Origin of the sequence: Carboxylicivirga litoralis, from assembly GCF_025499605.1 — a bacterium.
GTDB classification, from domain to species: domain Bacteria; phylum Bacteroidota; class Bacteroidia; order Bacteroidales; family Marinilabiliaceae; genus Carboxylicivirga; species Carboxylicivirga litoralis.
In genome coordinates, this window is the sequence record NZ_JAFMVC010000021.1 from 34,705 (window position 1) to 53,430 (window position 18,726).

Consider the following 18,726-nt stretch of genomic DNA (forward strand, 5'->3'; position numbering starts at 1 on the left):
ATTTAATCTGTTACAAATTCAATCATTTTAGTTAATGCCGCCTGACATGCCGGACAGAAGCCTTTAGCTTCATTGGTTTTCATACGACAATTCACGGCAGGACGATAAACACCTTTCTCAACATATCCACCACCTTCAAAAACACCACAAACATCTTCATATTCTTTATTCACCGGGGTTGGTATGGGCGTATTCTCATCGACCAAATGTTTCCATTTACTTTCAAAGTTAACCAAGGTAGTGATATTTGGTTGCCAAGGCTCCACATTTAAATCAAAAAAATTCTGATAGGCCACATCTGAGGTGTAATATTCATCGGCCAAACCACCAAAGCCATGACCAATTTCGTGAAGCATTACCTCTTTAGCTTTCGGATGGTCTGAAGTGCCAATGGAAAAATGATTGTAAATACCACCTCCTCCGTACTTTTCTGTATTGACCAACACACAAATATGATCGTATGGCGCACAGGCCGCAATATCACGAATTGAAATAACATCTCCTGTCTCCAGGTAACGATCGATGTAAAACGTATTGAACGATGAATTAACAGCCGTACTCACCCATTTATCTTTTCTTGGATTATCTGTTTCAGAATCTTTGGATGGTGAGCAAACCGCCCAGAAATTAAATTTATGCTGCTGGCTCTTATAAGGTTCCATTGACAAAATATAATCAGCCATTTCTTTCACATCTGCTTTGAATTTAGCCATCTCATTCAGTTGATAGCCTTCGGCAATAAAAGTAAAATCAACCATATTAGCTGCTTCCCCATTATCAACAACTTTCACTACTTCATAATCCGGCACAGCTTCTTTTCTAATATTGGTATCATCTGGATTAATAACCATGGTTATCAAAGCACTGTAGGTCCCATCTTTTTTGCGCTCATTCAGCGTAAAAATAACTTCATCCTTAGGGTAAGGGAAAGTAACGGTTTGATAAAAAGCTTTGTTGATTGATTTAGCTTCTTCGGTTGTGCGCCACTCTTCAAAAAGGGTACAGAAACCTCTCGAGTAAATAATCTCATCGCTGGCCTTATCCTTAATTGTAAAATGGTACTCGCCGTAACCCAATTCATCAACCAACTTAAGCGTTGAACCTCCCCAATATGGCTCTTGCTTCAATTCTAATAAATAAGCCGATTGCATGTGTTTATTACCTGCTAAAACCAAGTCAACCCGCATCGACTGATTTTTAAAGTATTTCTCAAAACCTGACTGCGCCTTACTACAGGCTGCAAATAGCAAAAAACTGATGATTCCAAATAGTGCTGTTCTCATACAAATGAATTAACATTAACTTGTTCTGGCGTTTTAATCTAAAATTTTTATTCTCTACGCCTGTCAATTTATTACAGATTATTTTTCTTTGCAATTATACTAGTTTTATGACACATTAAATCTGACTTTCGCATTATGGATGTTACCGAATTAAATAAATTAAGCCAACTTTTTCAGGAATACCTATCGTCAACCGGTGTTACCGATAACTACATTAAGTACATTTTAACCGGCTCCTGGCTTATTTTCACGCTTACTGCTTGCTGGCTGGCCAACCTGATAACCAAAAAATACATTGCAACTTTAATAAAAAAGGTCATTCAGAAAACCAAATCGAAATATGACGATTTGCTGCTGGACAGAAATGTATTTGACCGATTGGCCAACCTGGTGCCTGCTATCATCATCTACTCGATGATTGGTGTAATTTTCGAAGCTTTTCCCGAAACGAATATTGTAGAACATCTGCACAAACTGCTAAGCAGCATCATCGTTTTTATTATTCTGTGGACGTTTCTAGCCTTGCTTGGAGTCGTTCACGATATCTATAACACTTTTTCGTATGCCAAAGAACGGCCTATAAAAGGCATGATTCAAATTGTGCAGATAGCATCTTCCTTTCTAACAGTCATCGTTATCATCTCCATCCTGTTCGACATTAATATTTCAAAAATATTAACCGGATTAGGTGCTACTGCAGCTATTCTACTATTAGTTTTTAAAGATACCATACTGGGTTTTGTTGCGAGCATACAGCTATCGGCCAACAAAATGGTAGCGACGGGCGACTGGATTACTATGTCAACTTATAAAGCTGATGGTACTGTTATCGACATATCACTAAACACAGTTAAGGTTCAGAATTGGGATCAGACCATCACAACAATTCCCACATACAAGATGGTTGACGACTCATTCATCAACTGGAAAGGCATGGAGCAGTCGGGTGGTCGTCGCATTAAACGCTCCATTAACATTGATATGCAGACGGTTAAATTTTGCTCTGCAGAAATGATTGAGCGCTTTAAAAAAATTCGTTTATTAAAAGATTACATAGCCGAAAAAGAACAAGAGCTGGTCAATCATAACAACAAAACTGAGGGACAATCGGCTTCCGAAAGTCTTGCCAATGGCCGACGCCTGACTAATCTGGGAGTGTTTCGTCGTTATTTACAGGAGTATCTTCGCGAACATCCTATGACACTGAATAACATGACTTTTATGGTACGCCAGCTACAATCAACCGAGAAAGGCCAGCCCATTGAAATATATGCTTTTAGCAAAGACCAGGAATGGACGAATTACGAAGCTATCCAGGCCGATATCTTTGATCATATACTGGCAGTTATTAATGAGTTTGATTTAAAAGTATATCAATTGCCAAGTGGGGCCGACTTCAATCCTACGAACTACAGAAACAATTCTTTATAATCGTTATAAATTGAAGCGACTATTACAGCTTTAAAATAAGGTGCTATTTGTAATTAATTGTTAATTAGAACTTTTTAAGACTTTTGCTAAGGTTTGAATTTAAAAGGCTTATGCCAATAATTACATGGATGCCCGTTAAATTTCGTTGGATATTTACTTATAATGTTTTATTTTCGTAGCAAACTATTAATAAAAGAGTATAATTAGTTACGATTCCTAACATTTGTCATATAGAGCATGGAGACCAGTTTACAAATCGATAGTTTAGATAAGAAGATCTTATCACTTATCACAAAAAATGCGAGAATCCCATTCCTTGAAGTAGCACGTGAATGTAAAGTTTCAGGTGCAGCTATTCACCAGCGCATTCAGCGTTTGATGAACATGGGAGTTATCAAAGGATCTGAATTTATTATTAACCCTGCCAAAATTGGTTATCACACTTGTGCTTTCATGGGTATTTTCCTAAAGAAAGCCAGCTTGTTTGATAAAGTCGTTAAAATGCTGGAAGAGGTGCCTCAGATTGTTGAGTGTCATTACACTACAGGGCAATACGCTATTTTCATTAAGATTTATGCTAAAAGCAACGAGCACCTAAAGCGAATTTTGCACGACAAGCTGCAAGCCATAGCAGGTATTTCGGCTACTGAAACCATCATCTCATTGGATGAAAGTTTTAAAAGACAATTACCTATAGATTAATTATTTGAATTAAGATATCTTAAAAAGGCTCCTGCTTGGGAGCCTTTTTTTATAATTGGTGAGTTCCGTTTATAATATCAAATAAAGGCTGATTAAATCGCTGAAAAGCTTTTTCCAGCAATTGATATAAGCTTGATGATTTTACTTCATCGAGTGTCAATTCATTTTTATGGAGGTTCGACATTTCAAACTTATCGGCTTTTGTAGTGAGCACCAAATGAGGAAGGGTATTCATCGTTACCTCCACCGGAAATTCACCCTCTTTTATAACACCGGCTTTCAATAACAAAGGGTGTGCTTCAAAAAAATTGAAGGTATTGTCGCCTAAAAACAAATGAACATTTAAGCGCAAACTCAGTGGAATAACATAAAAGAAATGAAACTTTTTTCGGTCATCAACCAAAGAAATGGTGACATTGTTTTCTGCTCTATTAACAGGTGATAACTTAATATTCCACTCCAGGTTATCGTGCGCTGCCATCTGTTCTTTAATGGCATTAATAAATTTCAAACGTGGCAGAGCAATATTTTCAAATGGCGCATTACCTTCCATGCGTTGCCTTAACGCTTCTATTCCGCTATAAGATAAATTGATTGTTTCAGACATGATAAATTGAGTTGACCAAAGCTACGGATTTTTTATGGTTTGAAGTCAGATTAAGGTCTAACCGCCCTAAACGAAGGCCGCCCCAACCAGCCTGACTTACGATTACTTCTTTACCATCCAAATCGATAATACGCTCTGGCGCATCCATAAACGTGTGTGTATGACCACCAAGTATCACATCAATATTACGCACATTTTGAGCAACAATCACATCCGAAACTTTTTCGCCCTTATACTTGAAGCCCAGGTGAGATAAAGCAATAACGATATCGCAATTCTCTTTCTGCTTTAGATGTCCGGCTAAACGATTAGCCACTTCAACAGGCTCATTGTAAACAGATTCTTTATAGGATTTTGGATTAACTAATCCAGCCAGTTCAATACCCAAACCGATGACCCCAATTTTCAAAGAACCTTTCTGAATAATTTGATACGGGGAAGTTAATCCTTTGAGTACCGATTTAGAGAAGTCGTAATTACTACAAACAAATGGGAACTTTGCCCTCGCAACATTTTCAGCCAAAGCATCTATTCCATTATCAAACTCATGGTTGCCAAGCGTTGCAGCATCGTAGCCCATTTTATTCATCAATTCAATCTCCAGCTTGCCTTTATACACATTAAAATATGGCGTCCCTTGAAAGATATCGCCACAATCCAGAAGAATTACATTTTCCTGCTCTTGTCTAATCGCATTAATCAATTGTGCCCGCCGGGCAAAACCACCCTGGTTAGGCCATCTTGAATGATTCGATGGAAATGGATCGATTTGACTATGTACATCGTTGGTGTGCAAAATTGTTAAGCTGGTATTTGGTGTAGTACAGCTTTTCATTAAAGGCCCCATTCCTAATGCAGATGCCCCAATCACAGTTTTTCTAATAAAATCCCTTCTACTCTGCATGATAAATCCTTTTGTCTAATTCGCTATTAACAACTTTTCCCTCAACCGAAAGTCGTTTAATATGTTTGATTATTGCATCGCGCACTTTAAGTCCTGTCCCTTCGCGCTTAAGGGCCTTTTTAAATACTTCAAAGTGATCACCTCCGTCGGCCAGGTAGTCGGATGTTGCAACAATGTACGTTCTTTCTGTCAACGGTTGGTTATTGACCCTTACATTGACAGCTTTGCCATTTTTAATTCCAAAGCTAGCTCCCGATATTCCATCGCCACCTACACTGGCCATAAAATCAAAAAGTAACTCCATCTGCTCTTTTGTCATGGAGAGGTACACAATTTCGTTCTCGAAAGGCATTAACTGGTATATATTTTCAACCGTAATATTGCCTTTTTGCAAAGGAATACGCAAGCCTTTAACATTAACAACACTCACATCAACAGGTTCAAAACCATCCAAACGGTTACACTCTTCACGAACCAAATCAGTAACAAAATTTGATAATAAACTCTCTGGAAATCCTCCAGTCAATTCTTGCCTGGCCGTTCCAATCGTTTTTTGCATTTCTGCCTGCAAACTATCGCGATAAGGTTGGATGATAGATGCCAGCAAGATATCCTCACCGACCAAACTGTCGATAATCACATATTTATTTGTGCTATTTTTTATTGTATAATCAGTAGAGTTGCATGCTAAAAACAAAAACATTGTAGCAACATAAACACTGACTAATTGCATTTTAATGTATTTCATTGATGTCGTTCAGGATTAAATCATTTAGAATAATAAGGCACAAGGTTACAAAAAGGTTTTAAGATTGACATTAAAATATTATGAAAATTTAAAGCCTAAAGAACACAATCGATTCTTAAAATGATCAAAAAAAAAGCTGCCATAAGGCAGCCTTTATAATTACTTAGTTATTTAATCCGTTCGAGGTACAATTTCCTTATACCCATCAAATACTCTCTATCAATATTAGGATTGTAGATGCGCACCATATCAACCACACCAAAGTCCTGATGTATATGACCGATAGCCGCATCAAACTTACTATAATCCCAATTATTTTTTACCTTCTTCGTTAAATCTTCAAAATATTTCCAAGGCAACTTATGCGGAATTGTAAAATACCCATGATCCTTTTCATCCAAATCGAAATAAACACCTTCTCCGATCTCCTCAAGTGTAAAGAATTTTTTTAAGCGAATGATGGCTTGTCCTGTAATATTCTTCGGCTTCTTTTTAAATTCTATTCCTCCATCAATGTAACCGGCCTGCAAATCGATGATTTGATCAAACGAATCGAGATGACGCACACGAATAACATCGTAATTCTTATTGTAGAGATGCACATTACCTGCTGCTGCATTGAAATCTGTTCCAAAATACTCCTTTATATTTTGAGTCGCTCTGGTCACCTCTTCTAGTGTGTAGAGCTTTTTCAGGACCAAATAAATATATAATGGTTTCGAATCAGACGGGATATCGCTGTAATAGCCAAAATACCCGGGAAAGGGTTCCGGCGCTTCCAATACGAATGTATTTGGAAGAATCTTGTCCTGCATGGTTACCAACGACTCCTGCTTCAGGAGGTTGCCATACCTTTGTAAAATAATTTTTTTTGCACCCATAGATGTGTGTTTAAATTGTTTAACCTCCGTTTTAATAGTTTATTTGTCACCTATAAAAGTTATTAAAAAAAACGTTTGCAATCAAACACTACAATTGTTTTTAGCCTTCATGATCACGCACAAACACTAATTCATCTTTTTTCGACATGTCGGCTTTGTAATAATAACCTCCTTCGCTGAAGGCAACCAAGTCTTCAGGTGCTTCAATCTGGTTTTGAATAATAAAGCGTGTCATCAATCCTCGTGCTTTTTTGGCAAAGAAACTAACCACTTTATATTCACCATTCTTCCAGTCCTTAAACACAGGGGTGACTATACGTTTATTAAATACCTTTTTGTTAATCGCTTTAAAATATTCATTCGAAGCCAAGTTAACCAACACATCTGACTCCTGCTCATCCATATCTTTTTCTAACAATTTTGTTATCTCATCGCCCCAAAGCTGATACAATTGCTTACTCGTTCCAACTGACAATTTTGTTCCCATTTCTAAGCGATACGGCAGAATGCCATCCAAAGGACGAACCAATCCATACAAACCAGAGAGTATTCGCAATTTATCATTGGCATATGTTATCTCATCTGCTTTCAGTGAATACGCATCAAGTCCAGTGTATACATCTCCTTTGAAAGCAAATAATGCAGCTTTTACATCTTCTGATTTAAACGGATATTGCCAAAGCTGAAAACGATGATGATTCAATTGTGCTAATTGCGAACTTATTTTCATCAGTGTCATCAATTCTTCTGGCTTTCTCTTTTTCAGCTCTTTTACTATCGTTTTTGCCTGTTTTGGAAATCGAATGTCCGTCAGGCTAACTTCCGGTGCCTGGGTTTCAAAATCCAATGATTTGGCAGGTGATATTATTATGTGCATATTTTTATCTGTTTTTAATGCTTAAAACATTCTTCGAATTCAATGGTTCATTGATGCATTCAAAAAAAGGACCACCAGCGTAGTCCTTTCCATTTTTATAATATTTTCGTTGACTATTCCGTGATAATCACCTCAACACCAGCATTCAAAAGCTTCTCTTTATCTTCTTCTGTAATCCCTTTATCGGTCACTAAAATATCAACATCATTAATTTGACCAATAACTGCCAGACTACGCTTCTTAAACTTACTCGAGTCCATTACCAAAATCACTTTTTTGGCCATCTTCAACATGGTTCGGTTAAGTGCAGCTTCCTCCAGGTGCGGTGTACTAAAACCAAGGTTGACATCAATGCCATCTGCCCCGATAAACAGTTTATCGCAGAAGAAGTTTTTAAAACTATTTTGAGCGATTGAACCAACCAATGACAACGATTTTTTGCGCATCACACCTCCAGGCATAATCACGTTTATTTGCTCCAACTCGGCCAATGGCCCGGCAATATTAAGTGCATTGGTAATAACCGTAAGGTTCTTAAACTTACTTAAGTGCGTGGATACTTCTTTGGTGGTTGTGCCGCTATCTAATACAATCGTATCACCTTCTTCAATTAAACGAGCAGCACGTTTGCCAATAGCTTCTTTCTCTTTGGCGTTTTTCACCTTTTTATCCGACAACTTCATATCAAGTGTCACTTTATCCGTCTTGATAGCTCCACCTCGTGCACGGATCAACAGGTTCTTATGCTCTAATTGGGTGAGGTCGTTACGAATTGTTACCTCACTAACATTAAATTGCTCACTTAATTCGTGAACATTTACCTGGCCTTTTTCATCTAATAGTTTAAGTATTAAACCACGACGGCCAACTGTAGTATTCGGATCAAAATCGTTCATTTATTTCTTTCTTTTTGTACTAAACAGCCTTTAAATCATTATAACGCTGTGTTATTTTTTACAAAATAAGCAAAAAAATTATTCAGTAAGCATATGAAAGCAATTTAGTTATCATTCATTATTAAATATGATCCAATAATAAGACAAACTACTTTTTTATCATTTTCAAATTGATTAATTCGAAAGCAATCTTATTATTTGTTTAAGGATACGCAACCTTTCATTTTAAAAATAGTTGACACCTCATCTTGCTTGACTATTATTTCTTTATTTTGTCTTTACTAATTGAGATATGTAAGATATGGAAAAGGATTGTTCCTATTCGATGGATGATTTCAGCAGAATCAAAAAAATTGATGCACACCTGCATTATTACACCAGCAATGACGCTTTTGCGCAATTTGCAAAAACACAGCAGGTGCATCTTGTATCAATAAACGTTGATTTTATGGAAGATGAATGGCTTCCTTTATCCAAACAAAAAGAAATTGCCAGCCAATTAAAGGAAAAACATTCTGACTCCTACTCATTTATCGACGCCATACCTTTTAAGCCAGCCATTACACCCTCGGTAATAGAAGATGCTTGCCAACAGATTGATGTAGAAAAAAGAAATGGTGCTATAGGTGTTAAAATATGGAAGAATATTGGCATGAAAATCACATACCGAGATCAATTAGTGATGATTGACAATCCTGTTTTTACTCCACTTCTGGAACATTTAGAAACAACAAAACTGCCTTTACTCGGACATTTTGGGGAACCGCGCAACTGCTGGCTTCCACTATCAGAAATGACGGTTGAATCAGATAAAAAATACTATTCTTCGCACCCTGAATTTCATATGTTCCTACATAAAGAAATGCCAAGCCATAAAGAACAGATAGAAGCATGTAACCATATGCTCACCAAGCATCCTAAGCTCAACTTCATAGGTGCACACCTTGGAAGCAGTGAATATAGTATTACTGAAATTGCCAGGCGACTTGACCAATACCCAAATATGAATATGGATTTAGCCGAACGCGTCTGTCACCTTCAGCACCAGGCCATTGAGAATCATCAGGAAGTATATGACTTTATGATTAAATACCAGGATCGACTCATTTATGGCTCCGATATGGTTTTTACAGATAGTAAAAGTGAAGAAGAGCAGTTTAATGAATTAGAAAGGCGCTGGAAAAGTCAGTGGCAGTTTTTCACTCAAACCAACATGCAGAACACATGGGAAGTCTATGGAACTTTTAAAGGCCTTGGATTACCTAAAGAAGTAATTGACAAAATCTACTTTCGTAATGCCATAAAAGCATACCCATCATTAAGCTTTCTTGAACAATGAAGTTATACATGGCTCCATTACAGAGCTACACCACCTCCTTTTATCGACAGGCACATGCTCTGACCTATACTAAAATGGACAAGTATTTCACTCCATTCTTTGAAGATGCTGATACCGATATTGGCACTTTGGAGAAGCATCCGGAGTTACTTTCTTCATTAAACGAAAACCTTAGTGTTGTTCCACAAGTTGCAACCAATAGCAGTGAGTTTCTGGTTAACTTTTCAAAAAAAGTCAGTCAACTGGGATATCATGAAATCAACTTGAACATGGGATGCCCATTCCCCATGTTGGTGAAGCGTAAAAAAGGAGGAGGACTGTTAGCTCAGCCCGAAATGACAGAGCAACTCCTGGATAACTTCTTTTCAAAGACAACTGACACGAAGCTATCTTTGAAAATAAGACTGGGTGTTGATGATCCGAAGCAAGGACAAACCATTGTTAAACTGGCCAATCAATTCCCTATTAAAGAGCTAATCATTCATCCACGACTGGTGACTCAAAAATATAGCGGAGAGGTTAATTGGGATGAATTTGAAACCTTCTGTTTATTATCAAAACATCCAATAATTGCTAATGGTGATATCAATTCGCCTGAAGATGCTAACTACATCGCCAAACGTTTTCCACACGTTAAAGGACTGATGCTAGGCAGAGGCTTATTAACAAAGCCCTGTTTATCGGATGAAATTATTAATGATTCAAAAGAAACTAATAAGCTGTTCCTGCTTCATGATAACTATTACAAATTGATTACCAATTACCATAAAGACTGGAATCAGGCATTTAATTTCCTGCATACTTTTTGGCATTATCCGCTTCAAGCTAACCAAGAGTTAAAGCGTTATTTGCGCAAACTCAAAAAACACAATAAGCCAGATCTGTACCAGAAATGGCTGACTCAACTCAAATACATAATTGAATAGTAAATTGAATCCTCACTTGTGATTTTCGATGATAAAGCTCAAAACTTATTCCTAATTAAATTGGTACATTTGTAGCCTAAAAATTATAACCATGGTTTTAGAAGACGTAAAAAACATATTAGAACACGAGGCGCAGGCCATTAAAAATATTCCTGCAACCGATGATTTTATTAAAGCTGTTGATATAATCCATCAATATGTTCACGAAAAAGGTGGCAAGCTGATTACATCGGGAATGGGAAAAGCCGGACAGATTGCTATTAACATGGCAACAACCTTCAGTTCCACAGGAACACCTTCTTGTTTCTTACACCCAAGTGAAGCTCAACATGGCGATTTAGGTGTGGTGCAGGAAAACGATGTTCTGCTGATGATATCCAACTCTGGTAAAACAAGAGAAATCATTGAATTGATTGACTTAGCGCGTGGTCTTCGTCCCAATATTCCCATTGTTGTTATTACCAGCAATACCGAATCAGTATTAGCCCAGGAAGCTAATGTTTGCATCAGCACAGGCAACCCCAAGGAAGTGTGCACTCTGGGTTTAACACCTACTACATCTACCACAACCATGACAGTTATTGGCGATGTATTGGTTGTTCTTTTAATGAAAAAGATAAATTTCACAAATTCAGATTATGCCAAGCGTCACCATGGTGGCTACCTGGGACACAAATCACGCGAAGCAGCAGGACTAAACAAGTAAGCATGGAATTTAACTGGAAGAAATTACAGAACGGCTCTGATATCCGTGGTGTGGCATTAACCGGCATTGCCGGTCAGGAAGTGAATCTTGACGTTAATGTTGTCGCCAAGTTGGGAACAGCCTTTTTTCAATGGTTGTCAGAACGTAATCAAAATAATCGCACAATAAAAATTGCTGTTGGTATGGATTCGCGTTTATCGGGTCCTGATTTGAAAGCAGCGTTTATTGAAGCTTTGGTGAATGCCGGTGCTGAAGTGATGGATTGTGGCATGGCTTCAACACCTGCCATGTTTATGACTACAGTTACCGAACCTTTCAATGCACATGGCGGTGTCATGTTAACTGCCAGCCACTTGCCTTTCAACCGCAATGGTTTAAAGTTTTTCACGCCAGAAGGTGGTTTGGAAAAACAAGACATCGCTGACATTCTTGCCATTGCAGAAGCATTGCCAGACAATCCTGAAAAGAAAAATGGTTCGGTTAATACTGTTGATTTTATCGATATCTACTCCAATATCTTAGTTGAGAAAATCAGAAAAGAAGTCAACTCGAAAGATAACTACGAACAACCTTTAAGCGGTTTTAAAATGACCGTTGACGCCGGAAACGGTGCAGGCGGTTTTTATGCCAGTAAAGTACTTGAAGTACTTGGTGCAGATGTGAGCAGCAGTCAGTTTTTGGAGCCCGATGGGAAATTCCCGAATCACGTGCCCAACCCTGAAGATGCCATTGCCATGAAATCCATTTGCGATGCAGTAAAAGAGCACAAAACCGATTTAGGTATCATCTTCGACACCGATGTTGACCGCGCTGCTATTGTTGATGAGAATGGTAATCCTATTAACCGAAATGAATTGGTCGCACTTTCTGCCGCCATCGTTAATGAAGAGCACCCGGGCTCAACCGTGGTTACTGATTCCATCACCTCTGATGGATTAGCCTGGTTTATCAGTGATGTTTTAAAAGGAAAACACCATCGTTTTAAGCGTGGCTATAAGAATGTTATCAATGAGGCAATTCGTTTAAATGAAACAGGCGAAGAGTCATGGTTAGCAATTGAAACATCGGGCCATGCGGCATTAAAAGAGAATTACTTTTTAGATGACGGTGCTTACCTTGTTACCAAGTGTGTCATCAAAATGGCTCAATTAAAAAAAGAAGGTAAATCATTGACTTCACTGATTGAGAAAATGCCTGCTCCGGCAGAAAGTAAGGAATTCCGAATCAACATAAAGGCTAATGATTTTAAAGCTTATGGCGAAAAGGTAATTAGCGAATTAGGTCACCTGGCAGCTGCTAAAAATGGCTGGGAATTGGTTCCTAATAATTACGAAGGCGTTAGAGTGAGCATTGAAAGCAATGGCACAAAGGGTTGGTTCCTGCTACGCTTATCTCTACACGATCCGGTTATTCCTCTAAATATTGAGTCGGATAATGAAGGCGGTGTAGAAGCAATTGCAAAAGAGCTGGTTTCGTTCTTTGAGAACTTTGAACAATTAGACTTAAAATCATTAATAAACAGATAGAGATGAGATTATTAAAGGAGAATGTAATTGGTGTTGTAGTTGACATTCAGGAAAGATTGTTTCCTCATATCAATGAGAATGAAAAACTTGAGCATAACACCAAAATATTAGTTCAGGGACTAAAAGCCCTTGATGTTCCTTTTTTAGTAACTGAACAATACAAAAAAGGCTTGGGTGATACTGTTGCCGGCATCGAGGAATTAGTAAAAGAAGACCCACACTTCGAAAAAATGGCTTTTAGCTGTTGCGATGATCCTGCTTTTATGGAAGCATTAGAGACCAGTACCAAGCGAGTTGTTATCCTGGCCGGTATGGAAACACATATTTGCATGCTTCAAACAGCTGTTGACCTGAAAGCAAGAGGCTTCACACCTGTTATTGTTGAAAATTGTGTCAGCTCTCGAACTGAAGAAAACAAGCGCATTGCTATGGAGCGTTTTCGTCAGGAAGGTGTAATAATCACCAGCTACGAATCAATTCTGTTTGAATTATGCCGAATTGCTGGCTCTGATGCATTTAAAACCATCAGTAAATTGGTTAAGTAATTGAAAATACATATTTTGCGAGCCACCTTTAACAAGGTGGCTTTTTTATTGGGGATAATTGAAGAGAAGTGAGTATGAGAAGAGTTTTTGGGATTGGAGAAACGGTGTTGGACATCATCTTTAAAAATCATCAACCAGTTGCAGCTAAAGCCGGAGGAAGTGCACTAAACACATTGGTTTCGTTGGCGCGAGTAGATGTTCCGGTTAATTTCATTACCGAAATTGGCAGAGACAAAGTGGGTGAAAACATCATGCAGTTTTTAACCGACAACAAGTTGAACACTGATTACATCTGCCGCTTCACAGAAGGGAAATCTGCTTTAGCACTGGCTTACCTCAATGACAATAACGATGCCGAATATGAATTTTTTAAAGAGTACCCTAAACAACGCCTTGTTGGAAACATTCCTGATTTTAATGAAAATGACATTGTTATTTTTGGCTCTTATTTTGGATTAAATCCTGCTGTCCGCCCTCGCCTGCTTGAATACTTAAAAGTAGCCAAAGACCATGGTTCTCTTATTATTTACGACCCTAATTTTAGGAAACACCACCTGAAAAATCGCGAAAAACTCATTCCAATCATCGAAGAGAATTTCCGAATTGCTGACATAGTACGTGGTAGTGACGAAGATTTTGAAAATATCTTCAACTTAAATAATCCAACTGAAGTATATGCACGAGTGGCTGCTCATTGCAATAACCTGATAATAACGGCAGGTTCTAAAGGGGTTTACGCATTTGGCACTTCATACCATCATCATTTTAATGTTCCAATTATCAATCCGGTTAGCACCATTGGCGCAGGTGATAACTTCAATGCAGGTATTATTAAAGCACTGCTTGATTTTCAAATACTAAAAAAGAACAATCAACTCATATTAACAGCAGCAGATTGGGTGCATATTACAGCCTATGCCATTGAGTTTTCATCAGAAGTATGTATGCGCATCGACAATTACGTTGACGTCCACTTTAAAAGCAATTTTGCCTCTAAAGTAGAACGTCGTATTGCTTCTTCCAGTAATTAATAATTACTCGTATATCTGCTCACGCGTATAGAACTTAGCTTCTTTAATCAAAACCTGATCTACATTTTCTTTTGTGACAGCTATTGATGGCACCTTTAGAGTAGGCACATCTATTTGTCCATTATTTGTTGTATCATTAATTAAACTACTCACTTTACTATCATTCCTAACCAACATCAACATCACTTCAGCTGCCTGACTGGCTGCTTCTTTTAAAGGATGAAAGGCCGTCATTTGCTGTTTGCCCGCTACAATATTTTTAACCCCATCAATGGTAGCATCTTGCCCGCTAAGATATACAGGTTTCTCAACCCCCATTTCTTCGAGCGCCTTAATACAACCATCAGCCATGCCATCAAACCCGGCAAAAATAATATCGGGCACCTGCCCCGACAGAGAAATAAACTGCTCCAATTCAAAAGCAGCATTAACATCACTCCAGTCTTCAATAAACGTATCATACAAAAGATCAATATTGCCTGATTCTATGTGTGGTTTGAGATGCTCGTGAATAGAAGTGGATAATCCCACAGCATTTCTATCATATTTGTCACCACCTAAAATAATAGCCGTTCCTGTTGGTTTAACTTTGATTATTTCGTCAACCATCATCTTACCCAATTCAACATTATCGCCAGAAACAAAGAAATCAACCTCGCTATTTTTAATTAATCGATTATAGGCCATCACTTTAATACCCCTTTCATGTCCTTCTCTAACTATAGCTGCAGCTGTGTTTGCATTAACAGCAATAATTGCCAGGCCATCAATCCCCATATCAAACAATTCGATAGCTCTTTGGTACTGAATATTTTCATCTCCATCCCCATGTTCGACATACACAGTAGCACCATTTTTTTCGGCATACTCTTTAAAAAAATTAGCTTCTTGAATATACCGCTCAGTATTAGGCGTCGAATAAATAAATCCTAGTTTAACTGACTTATCTGATTGACATGCTGAAAATGCAACAACACATAATAGTATCAATAATTTAATGTTACGCATATTTATATTGATTTTAAATGACAGGTTAAAATGCTAAAATTAATATTTTATGACAAAAATGTTTTTAAAACATGATTTTTTTCACAATTTTCGGAAAGTATTAGCAACTAAAACAACCAACAAGTATGAAGTGGAAGGATCTTAAAATTCGCTCTAAAATAGGGAGTGGCTTTGCCCTTATCATGTCAGTCATTATAATTGTAGGAATAGTATTATTCACTAACTTATTGAATATCAATAAGGGCATCAAAGAACTAACAAACACCTACATTCCCATTGTCAGACAGGCTGCCAGACTTGATCGCTACTGGCACGAAACCCGCGAATTTGCTCGCTCATTTGACTTCACTGGCAATACATATTACAAAAACAGGGCAGAAAAGAGCTTTGAAAAAATGACGACTGCCCTGACAGAAATACAAAATATATTAGATAACGACTTAGTGATAATGACTGATGCCGGCGTAGATATGTCATTATTAATTGCCCAGGTTGAACAATATCAGAAAACAACTTCGAAGTATTATTCTCTTTTGATCGAATCCAACCAAAACAAAATAGATTATTTAGAGACAGTCAATGAATTACGCACTTTAAATAGCTATAATTCAAACCTGGCCCATCAAATTTTTTCTGAGCTTATTGTGAACATTTACAATAACGAAGTGAAGCAAGATTTCAGTAAGATTGAATTAATGGCCGAACATCTAAAAACAGCACAACGGAAATTAGATGCCAGAAATTTCAATACAACAGAAAATGAGCTCATAGAAGAAGCCACCAGATCGCTGGATAGCTACATAGGCTCTTTACGTCAGCTAAAAAACGAAGAGCTCAAGCAGTTTGAATTGGCCAAAAGTATCATGTGGGAAGTTGGCGCTACAGCTGATGTTGGATTGGATTTAATGATGAAAATGGGTGATCAAAGTGAACAGATCATTGTATCTCAACGCAATATACTTACCTATTCTTTAGTAGTTATTATTTTACTTTGGATTAGCCTGGTATTTTTCCTATCAAAGGCAATTGCCAAGCCTGTTGAACAAAGCATTGAACAAGCACAACGATTGGCCACCGGTGATTTATCGGTTGAGTTTATCTCCGATCGTAATGATGAAGTAGGTAAACTATCCAACGCGCTCAACACAATGGTTAGCAACCTTAAAAATATGGTTCAACAAATTAGCACCAGCGCCAATGAGATAGTAAGTGCAAGCACCCAATTGTCGAATGGCGCCAACGAATTATCCGACGGTGCAACACAACAAGCATCTTCAGCAGAAGAAGTATCATCGTCAATGGAAGAAATGTTTGCTAATATTCAGCAAAACACCGACAACTCAAGAGCTACGGAGAAAATTGCCAACCAAGCATCGAAAGGAATAGCCGATAGCAACAAGGCATCAAAAATCGCCAGTGATAACATTGAGCAGATTGCAGAAAAAATCAACATCATTAGCGACATTGCGATGCAAACCAACATCCTATCGTTGAATGCAGCCGTTGAAGCTGCCCGTGCCGGGCAAGAAGGAAGAGGCTTTGCTGTGGTTGCGGCTGAAGTAAGAAAATTAGCCGAACGAAGTCAGCAAGCTGCTAATGAAATTACATCGGCCTCACAAGACACCATTGATTCGTCGCGAACAGCTAAAGATAAGTTGGATACCATTACCCCTGAAATAGAAAAAACAGCTCATCTCGTTAAGGAGATTTCAACAGCATCAATGGAGCAATTGAGTGGAGTAGAACAAATAAACAGTGCTCTCCAACAATTGAATCAAATCACTCAACGTAATGCAGCCAGTGCCGACTCTATTAATAATGCAGCGCATTCACTAGAGCAATTATCACTTCAGCTGGAAGAAGCCGTTAAACTATTTGACAGCAGTAAGGCAATATAGATACTGATTACAAAAAAAAAGCGGTGCCCGATTCATTGAATTGCGCACCGCTTTTTTTATCTAGCAGCGTTTAACTTTCGGACACAATCACCAGTTAACTCTGATAACAGTGAATGTCTAAGCCGATCGGGAGGTGCTTAAAATACAATAATGATCCGATCGACAAATGGATAGTTATCGGTTTTAACCTGATTGTTGTTGTTTGATGAGACGTGAATCAGCTGCTCTACCCTAAGCTGGAGCATACCTTAACCACGCATACAACTTGCGTTAGTAAGCGCAAACACCTTGCGTAGGGTAGCGCAAGAAACATGCGTCACTATGCGCAGACAGTTTGCGTGCCATTGCGCATATTATCATCCCCCTCGGCGAAGTTTATAACTTTGTCGAACTACTCCAGTAGTCTGCGACTACTATATTGTTATAACGGGCAAAATTAATGGTTCAATATCTAACATTGAAGACAAACCTGCATAATTCCTGGCACTAAAATAATGTTGTTACAAACTACTAGTTATGTTCGTAATTGCAAACTACGCCGAGCAGTGAAGAGAAGTTTAATAAAAAAGCCTCCAAGAATTATCTTGAAGGCTTTAGTACCGAGAGGCGGGCTTGAACCGCCGACCTCAGGATTATGAATCCTGCGCTCTAACCAGCTGAGCTACCTCGGCATTGTGCTTTGGAGTTCGTAACATCGCTGTGTTTCTCCGTTTTTGCGGTTGCAAATGTAGGGCAAAAGTTTATACCTACCAACAAAAAAAATAAAAATATTTCCTTTTTTTTCACCTCCTTCACTAAACTATCTATGTGTGAGCAAAATCCAAGTGAAAAATATTTCAAAAGCCATAAAGCGTTAAGCCATGTTTAACTTGGTTTTAATTTTATAAAGAAATCTATTATATTGTAAGCCATAACAGATCACTAAATAAATACCAACATGCCTACTCAAAAAGAAAAGTTCGAACTTGAATATATTATCAAGACTTCTCCGTCTATTTTATTTGCACGCCTAAGTAGTCCTAGCGGATTATCTGAATGGTTTGCTGACGATGTCAATTTAAAAGGTAAAATATACACTTTTGTATGGGAAGGTTCGGAACAACAAGCTGAGCAAGTACTTCGTAAGGAGAACAAAATGGTACGTTACCATTGGTTAGACGACGAAGATGAAAAAGCTTACTTTGAGTTTAAAATTAATGTGGATGACCTGACTGGTGAGACAGCTCTGGTTATCATCGACTTTGCTGAACCAGACGAAAAAGAAGACTCTATTGAGTTATGGAATCAGCAAATTGACGAACTAAAGCACGGTCTTGGTTCAGTTTAAAACGATTGATAATAACATTTATAATCCGGTCATTTAAGTTGACCGGATTTTTTTTGCTTTAATATGTAAGAGAATAGTCTATTTAAATTGT

The 18,726-nt window shown here is 37.9% G+C and carries 18 protein-coding genes and 1 tRNA gene; 10 read left to right on the forward strand and 9 right to left on the reverse strand.

The features are described from left to right. Positions 1-2: 2 nt before the first annotated feature. Positions 3-1,283: an IgA Peptidase M64 gene (locus tag J1N10_RS16385; RefSeq protein ID WP_262327814.1), complete on the reverse strand. Its 1,281-nt coding sequence runs from the start codon at positions 1,281-1,283 to the stop codon at positions 3-5. 135 nt (positions 1,284-1,418) lie between these two features. Between J1N10_RS16385 and J1N10_RS16390 the strand changes: the two genes are divergently transcribed. Both J1N10_RS16390 and J1N10_RS16395 read left to right on the forward strand, forming a co-directional pair. Further along, the gene (locus J1N10_RS16390) at positions 1,419-2,714 is read left to right on the forward strand and encodes a mechanosensitive ion channel family protein (protein ID WP_262327815.1); all 1,296 of its coding nucleotides are present in this window, start codon (positions 1,419-1,421) and stop codon (positions 2,712-2,714) included. Between the two features lie 237 nt (positions 2,715-2,951). Then, positions 2,952-3,416: an Lrp/AsnC ligand binding domain-containing protein gene (locus tag J1N10_RS16395; RefSeq protein ID WP_262327816.1), complete on the forward strand. Its 465-nt coding sequence runs from the start codon at positions 2,952-2,954 to the stop codon at positions 3,414-3,416. Between the two features lie 49 nt (positions 3,417-3,465). Here the strand turns inward: J1N10_RS16395 and J1N10_RS16400 are convergent, their stop codons facing one another. From J1N10_RS16400 to agaR, 6 genes are all read right to left on the reverse strand, one after another. Continuing rightward, complete coding sequence (locus tag J1N10_RS16400) at positions 3,466-4,023, reverse strand: hypothetical protein (protein ID WP_262327817.1); 558 nt, start codon at positions 4,021-4,023, stop codon at positions 3,466-3,468. Next, positions 4,016-4,927 carry a bifunctional metallophosphatase/5'-nucleotidase gene (locus tag J1N10_RS16405; protein WP_262327818.1) on the reverse strand — a complete coding sequence of 304 codons (912 nt, stop codon included), beginning with the start codon at positions 4,925-4,927 and terminating at the stop codon, positions 4,016-4,018. Before J1N10_RS16405 ends, J1N10_RS16400 begins: the two co-directional genes overlap by 8 nt. After that, positions 4,917-5,675: a 5'-nucleotidase C-terminal domain-containing protein gene (locus tag J1N10_RS16410; RefSeq protein ID WP_262327819.1), complete on the reverse strand. Its 759-nt coding sequence runs from the start codon at positions 5,673-5,675 to the stop codon at positions 4,917-4,919. The genes J1N10_RS16405 and J1N10_RS16410 overlap by 11 nt, the downstream gene beginning before the upstream one ends. Positions 5,676-5,842: 167 nt before the next feature. Continuing rightward, positions 5,843-6,556, reverse strand: a complete 714-nt coding sequence (locus J1N10_RS16415; protein WP_262327820.1) for a hypothetical protein — start codon at positions 6,554-6,556, stop codon at positions 5,843-5,845. Between the two features lie 100 nt (positions 6,557-6,656). Next, positions 6,657-7,433: a peroxide stress protein YaaA gene (gene yaaA / locus J1N10_RS16420; protein WP_262327821.1), complete on the reverse strand. Its 777-nt coding sequence runs from the start codon at positions 7,431-7,433 to the stop codon at positions 6,657-6,659. A gap of 113 nt (positions 7,434-7,546) precedes the next feature. Continuing rightward, positions 7,547-8,329, reverse strand: a complete 783-nt coding sequence (gene agaR, locus J1N10_RS16425) for a transcriptional repressor AgaR (protein ID WP_262327822.1) — start codon at positions 8,327-8,329, stop codon at positions 7,547-7,549. 301 nt (positions 8,330-8,630) lie between these two features. Between agaR and J1N10_RS16430 the strand changes: the two genes are divergently transcribed. The 6 genes from J1N10_RS16430 (at position 8,631) to J1N10_RS16455 (ending at position 14,402) form a co-directional block, all read left to right on the forward strand. Then, the gene (locus J1N10_RS16430; RefSeq protein WP_262327823.1) at positions 8,631-9,668 is read left to right on the forward strand and encodes an amidohydrolase family protein; all 1,038 of its coding nucleotides are present in this window, start codon (positions 8,631-8,633) and stop codon (positions 9,666-9,668) included. Continuing rightward, positions 9,665-10,594 (forward strand): tRNA-dihydrouridine synthase family protein, encoded by a 930-nt coding sequence (locus tag J1N10_RS16435; protein WP_262327824.1) that lies wholly within the window; start codon positions 9,665-9,667, stop codon positions 10,592-10,594. The genes J1N10_RS16430 and J1N10_RS16435 overlap by 4 nt, the downstream gene beginning before the upstream one ends. A 91-nt stretch (positions 10,595-10,685) precedes the next feature. Continuing rightward, positions 10,686-11,300 (forward strand): SIS domain-containing protein, encoded by a 615-nt coding sequence (locus J1N10_RS16440; protein WP_262327825.1) that lies wholly within the window; start codon positions 10,686-10,688, stop codon positions 11,298-11,300. A 2-nt stretch (positions 11,301-11,302) separates the two neighbouring features. Beyond that, positions 11,303-12,826, forward strand: a complete 1,524-nt coding sequence (locus tag J1N10_RS16445) for a phosphohexomutase domain-containing protein (protein ID WP_262327826.1) — start codon at positions 11,303-11,305, stop codon at positions 12,824-12,826. A 2-nt stretch (positions 12,827-12,828) separates the two neighbouring features. Then, positions 12,829-13,371 carry a hydrolase gene (locus J1N10_RS16450; RefSeq protein WP_262327827.1) on the forward strand — a complete coding sequence of 181 codons (543 nt, stop codon included), beginning with the start codon at positions 12,829-12,831 and terminating at the stop codon, positions 13,369-13,371. A gap of 74 nt (positions 13,372-13,445) precedes the next feature. Continuing rightward, complete coding sequence (locus J1N10_RS16455) at positions 13,446-14,402, forward strand: PfkB family carbohydrate kinase (RefSeq protein ID WP_262327828.1); 957 nt, start codon at positions 13,446-13,448, stop codon at positions 14,400-14,402. Between the two features lie 3 nt (positions 14,403-14,405). On the opposite strand, the gene J1N10_RS16460 is transcribed toward J1N10_RS16455, so the two are convergent. After that, a complete protein-coding gene (locus tag J1N10_RS16460) occupies positions 14,406-15,410 on the reverse strand; it encodes a substrate-binding domain-containing protein (RefSeq protein WP_262327829.1) in 1,005 nt (334 codons plus the stop codon). A gap of 125 nt (positions 15,411-15,535) precedes the next feature. On the opposite strand from J1N10_RS16460, the gene J1N10_RS16465 reads away from it, so the two are divergent. Continuing rightward, positions 15,536-17,308, forward strand: a complete 1,773-nt coding sequence (locus J1N10_RS16465) for a HAMP domain-containing methyl-accepting chemotaxis protein (RefSeq protein ID WP_262327830.1) — start codon at positions 15,536-15,538, stop codon at positions 17,306-17,308. A gap of 597 nt (positions 17,309-17,905) precedes the next feature. Here the strand turns inward: J1N10_RS16465 and J1N10_RS16470 are convergent. Next, positions 17,906-17,979 (reverse strand) — tRNA-Met (locus tag J1N10_RS16470). Between the two features lie 266 nt (positions 17,980-18,245). Between J1N10_RS16470 and J1N10_RS16475 the strand changes: the two genes are divergently transcribed. Further along, the gene (locus J1N10_RS16475; protein WP_262327831.1) at positions 18,246-18,635 is read left to right on the forward strand and encodes an START-like domain-containing protein; all 390 of its coding nucleotides are present in this window, start codon (positions 18,246-18,248) and stop codon (positions 18,633-18,635) included. Positions 18,636-18,726 lie beyond the last annotated feature (91 nt).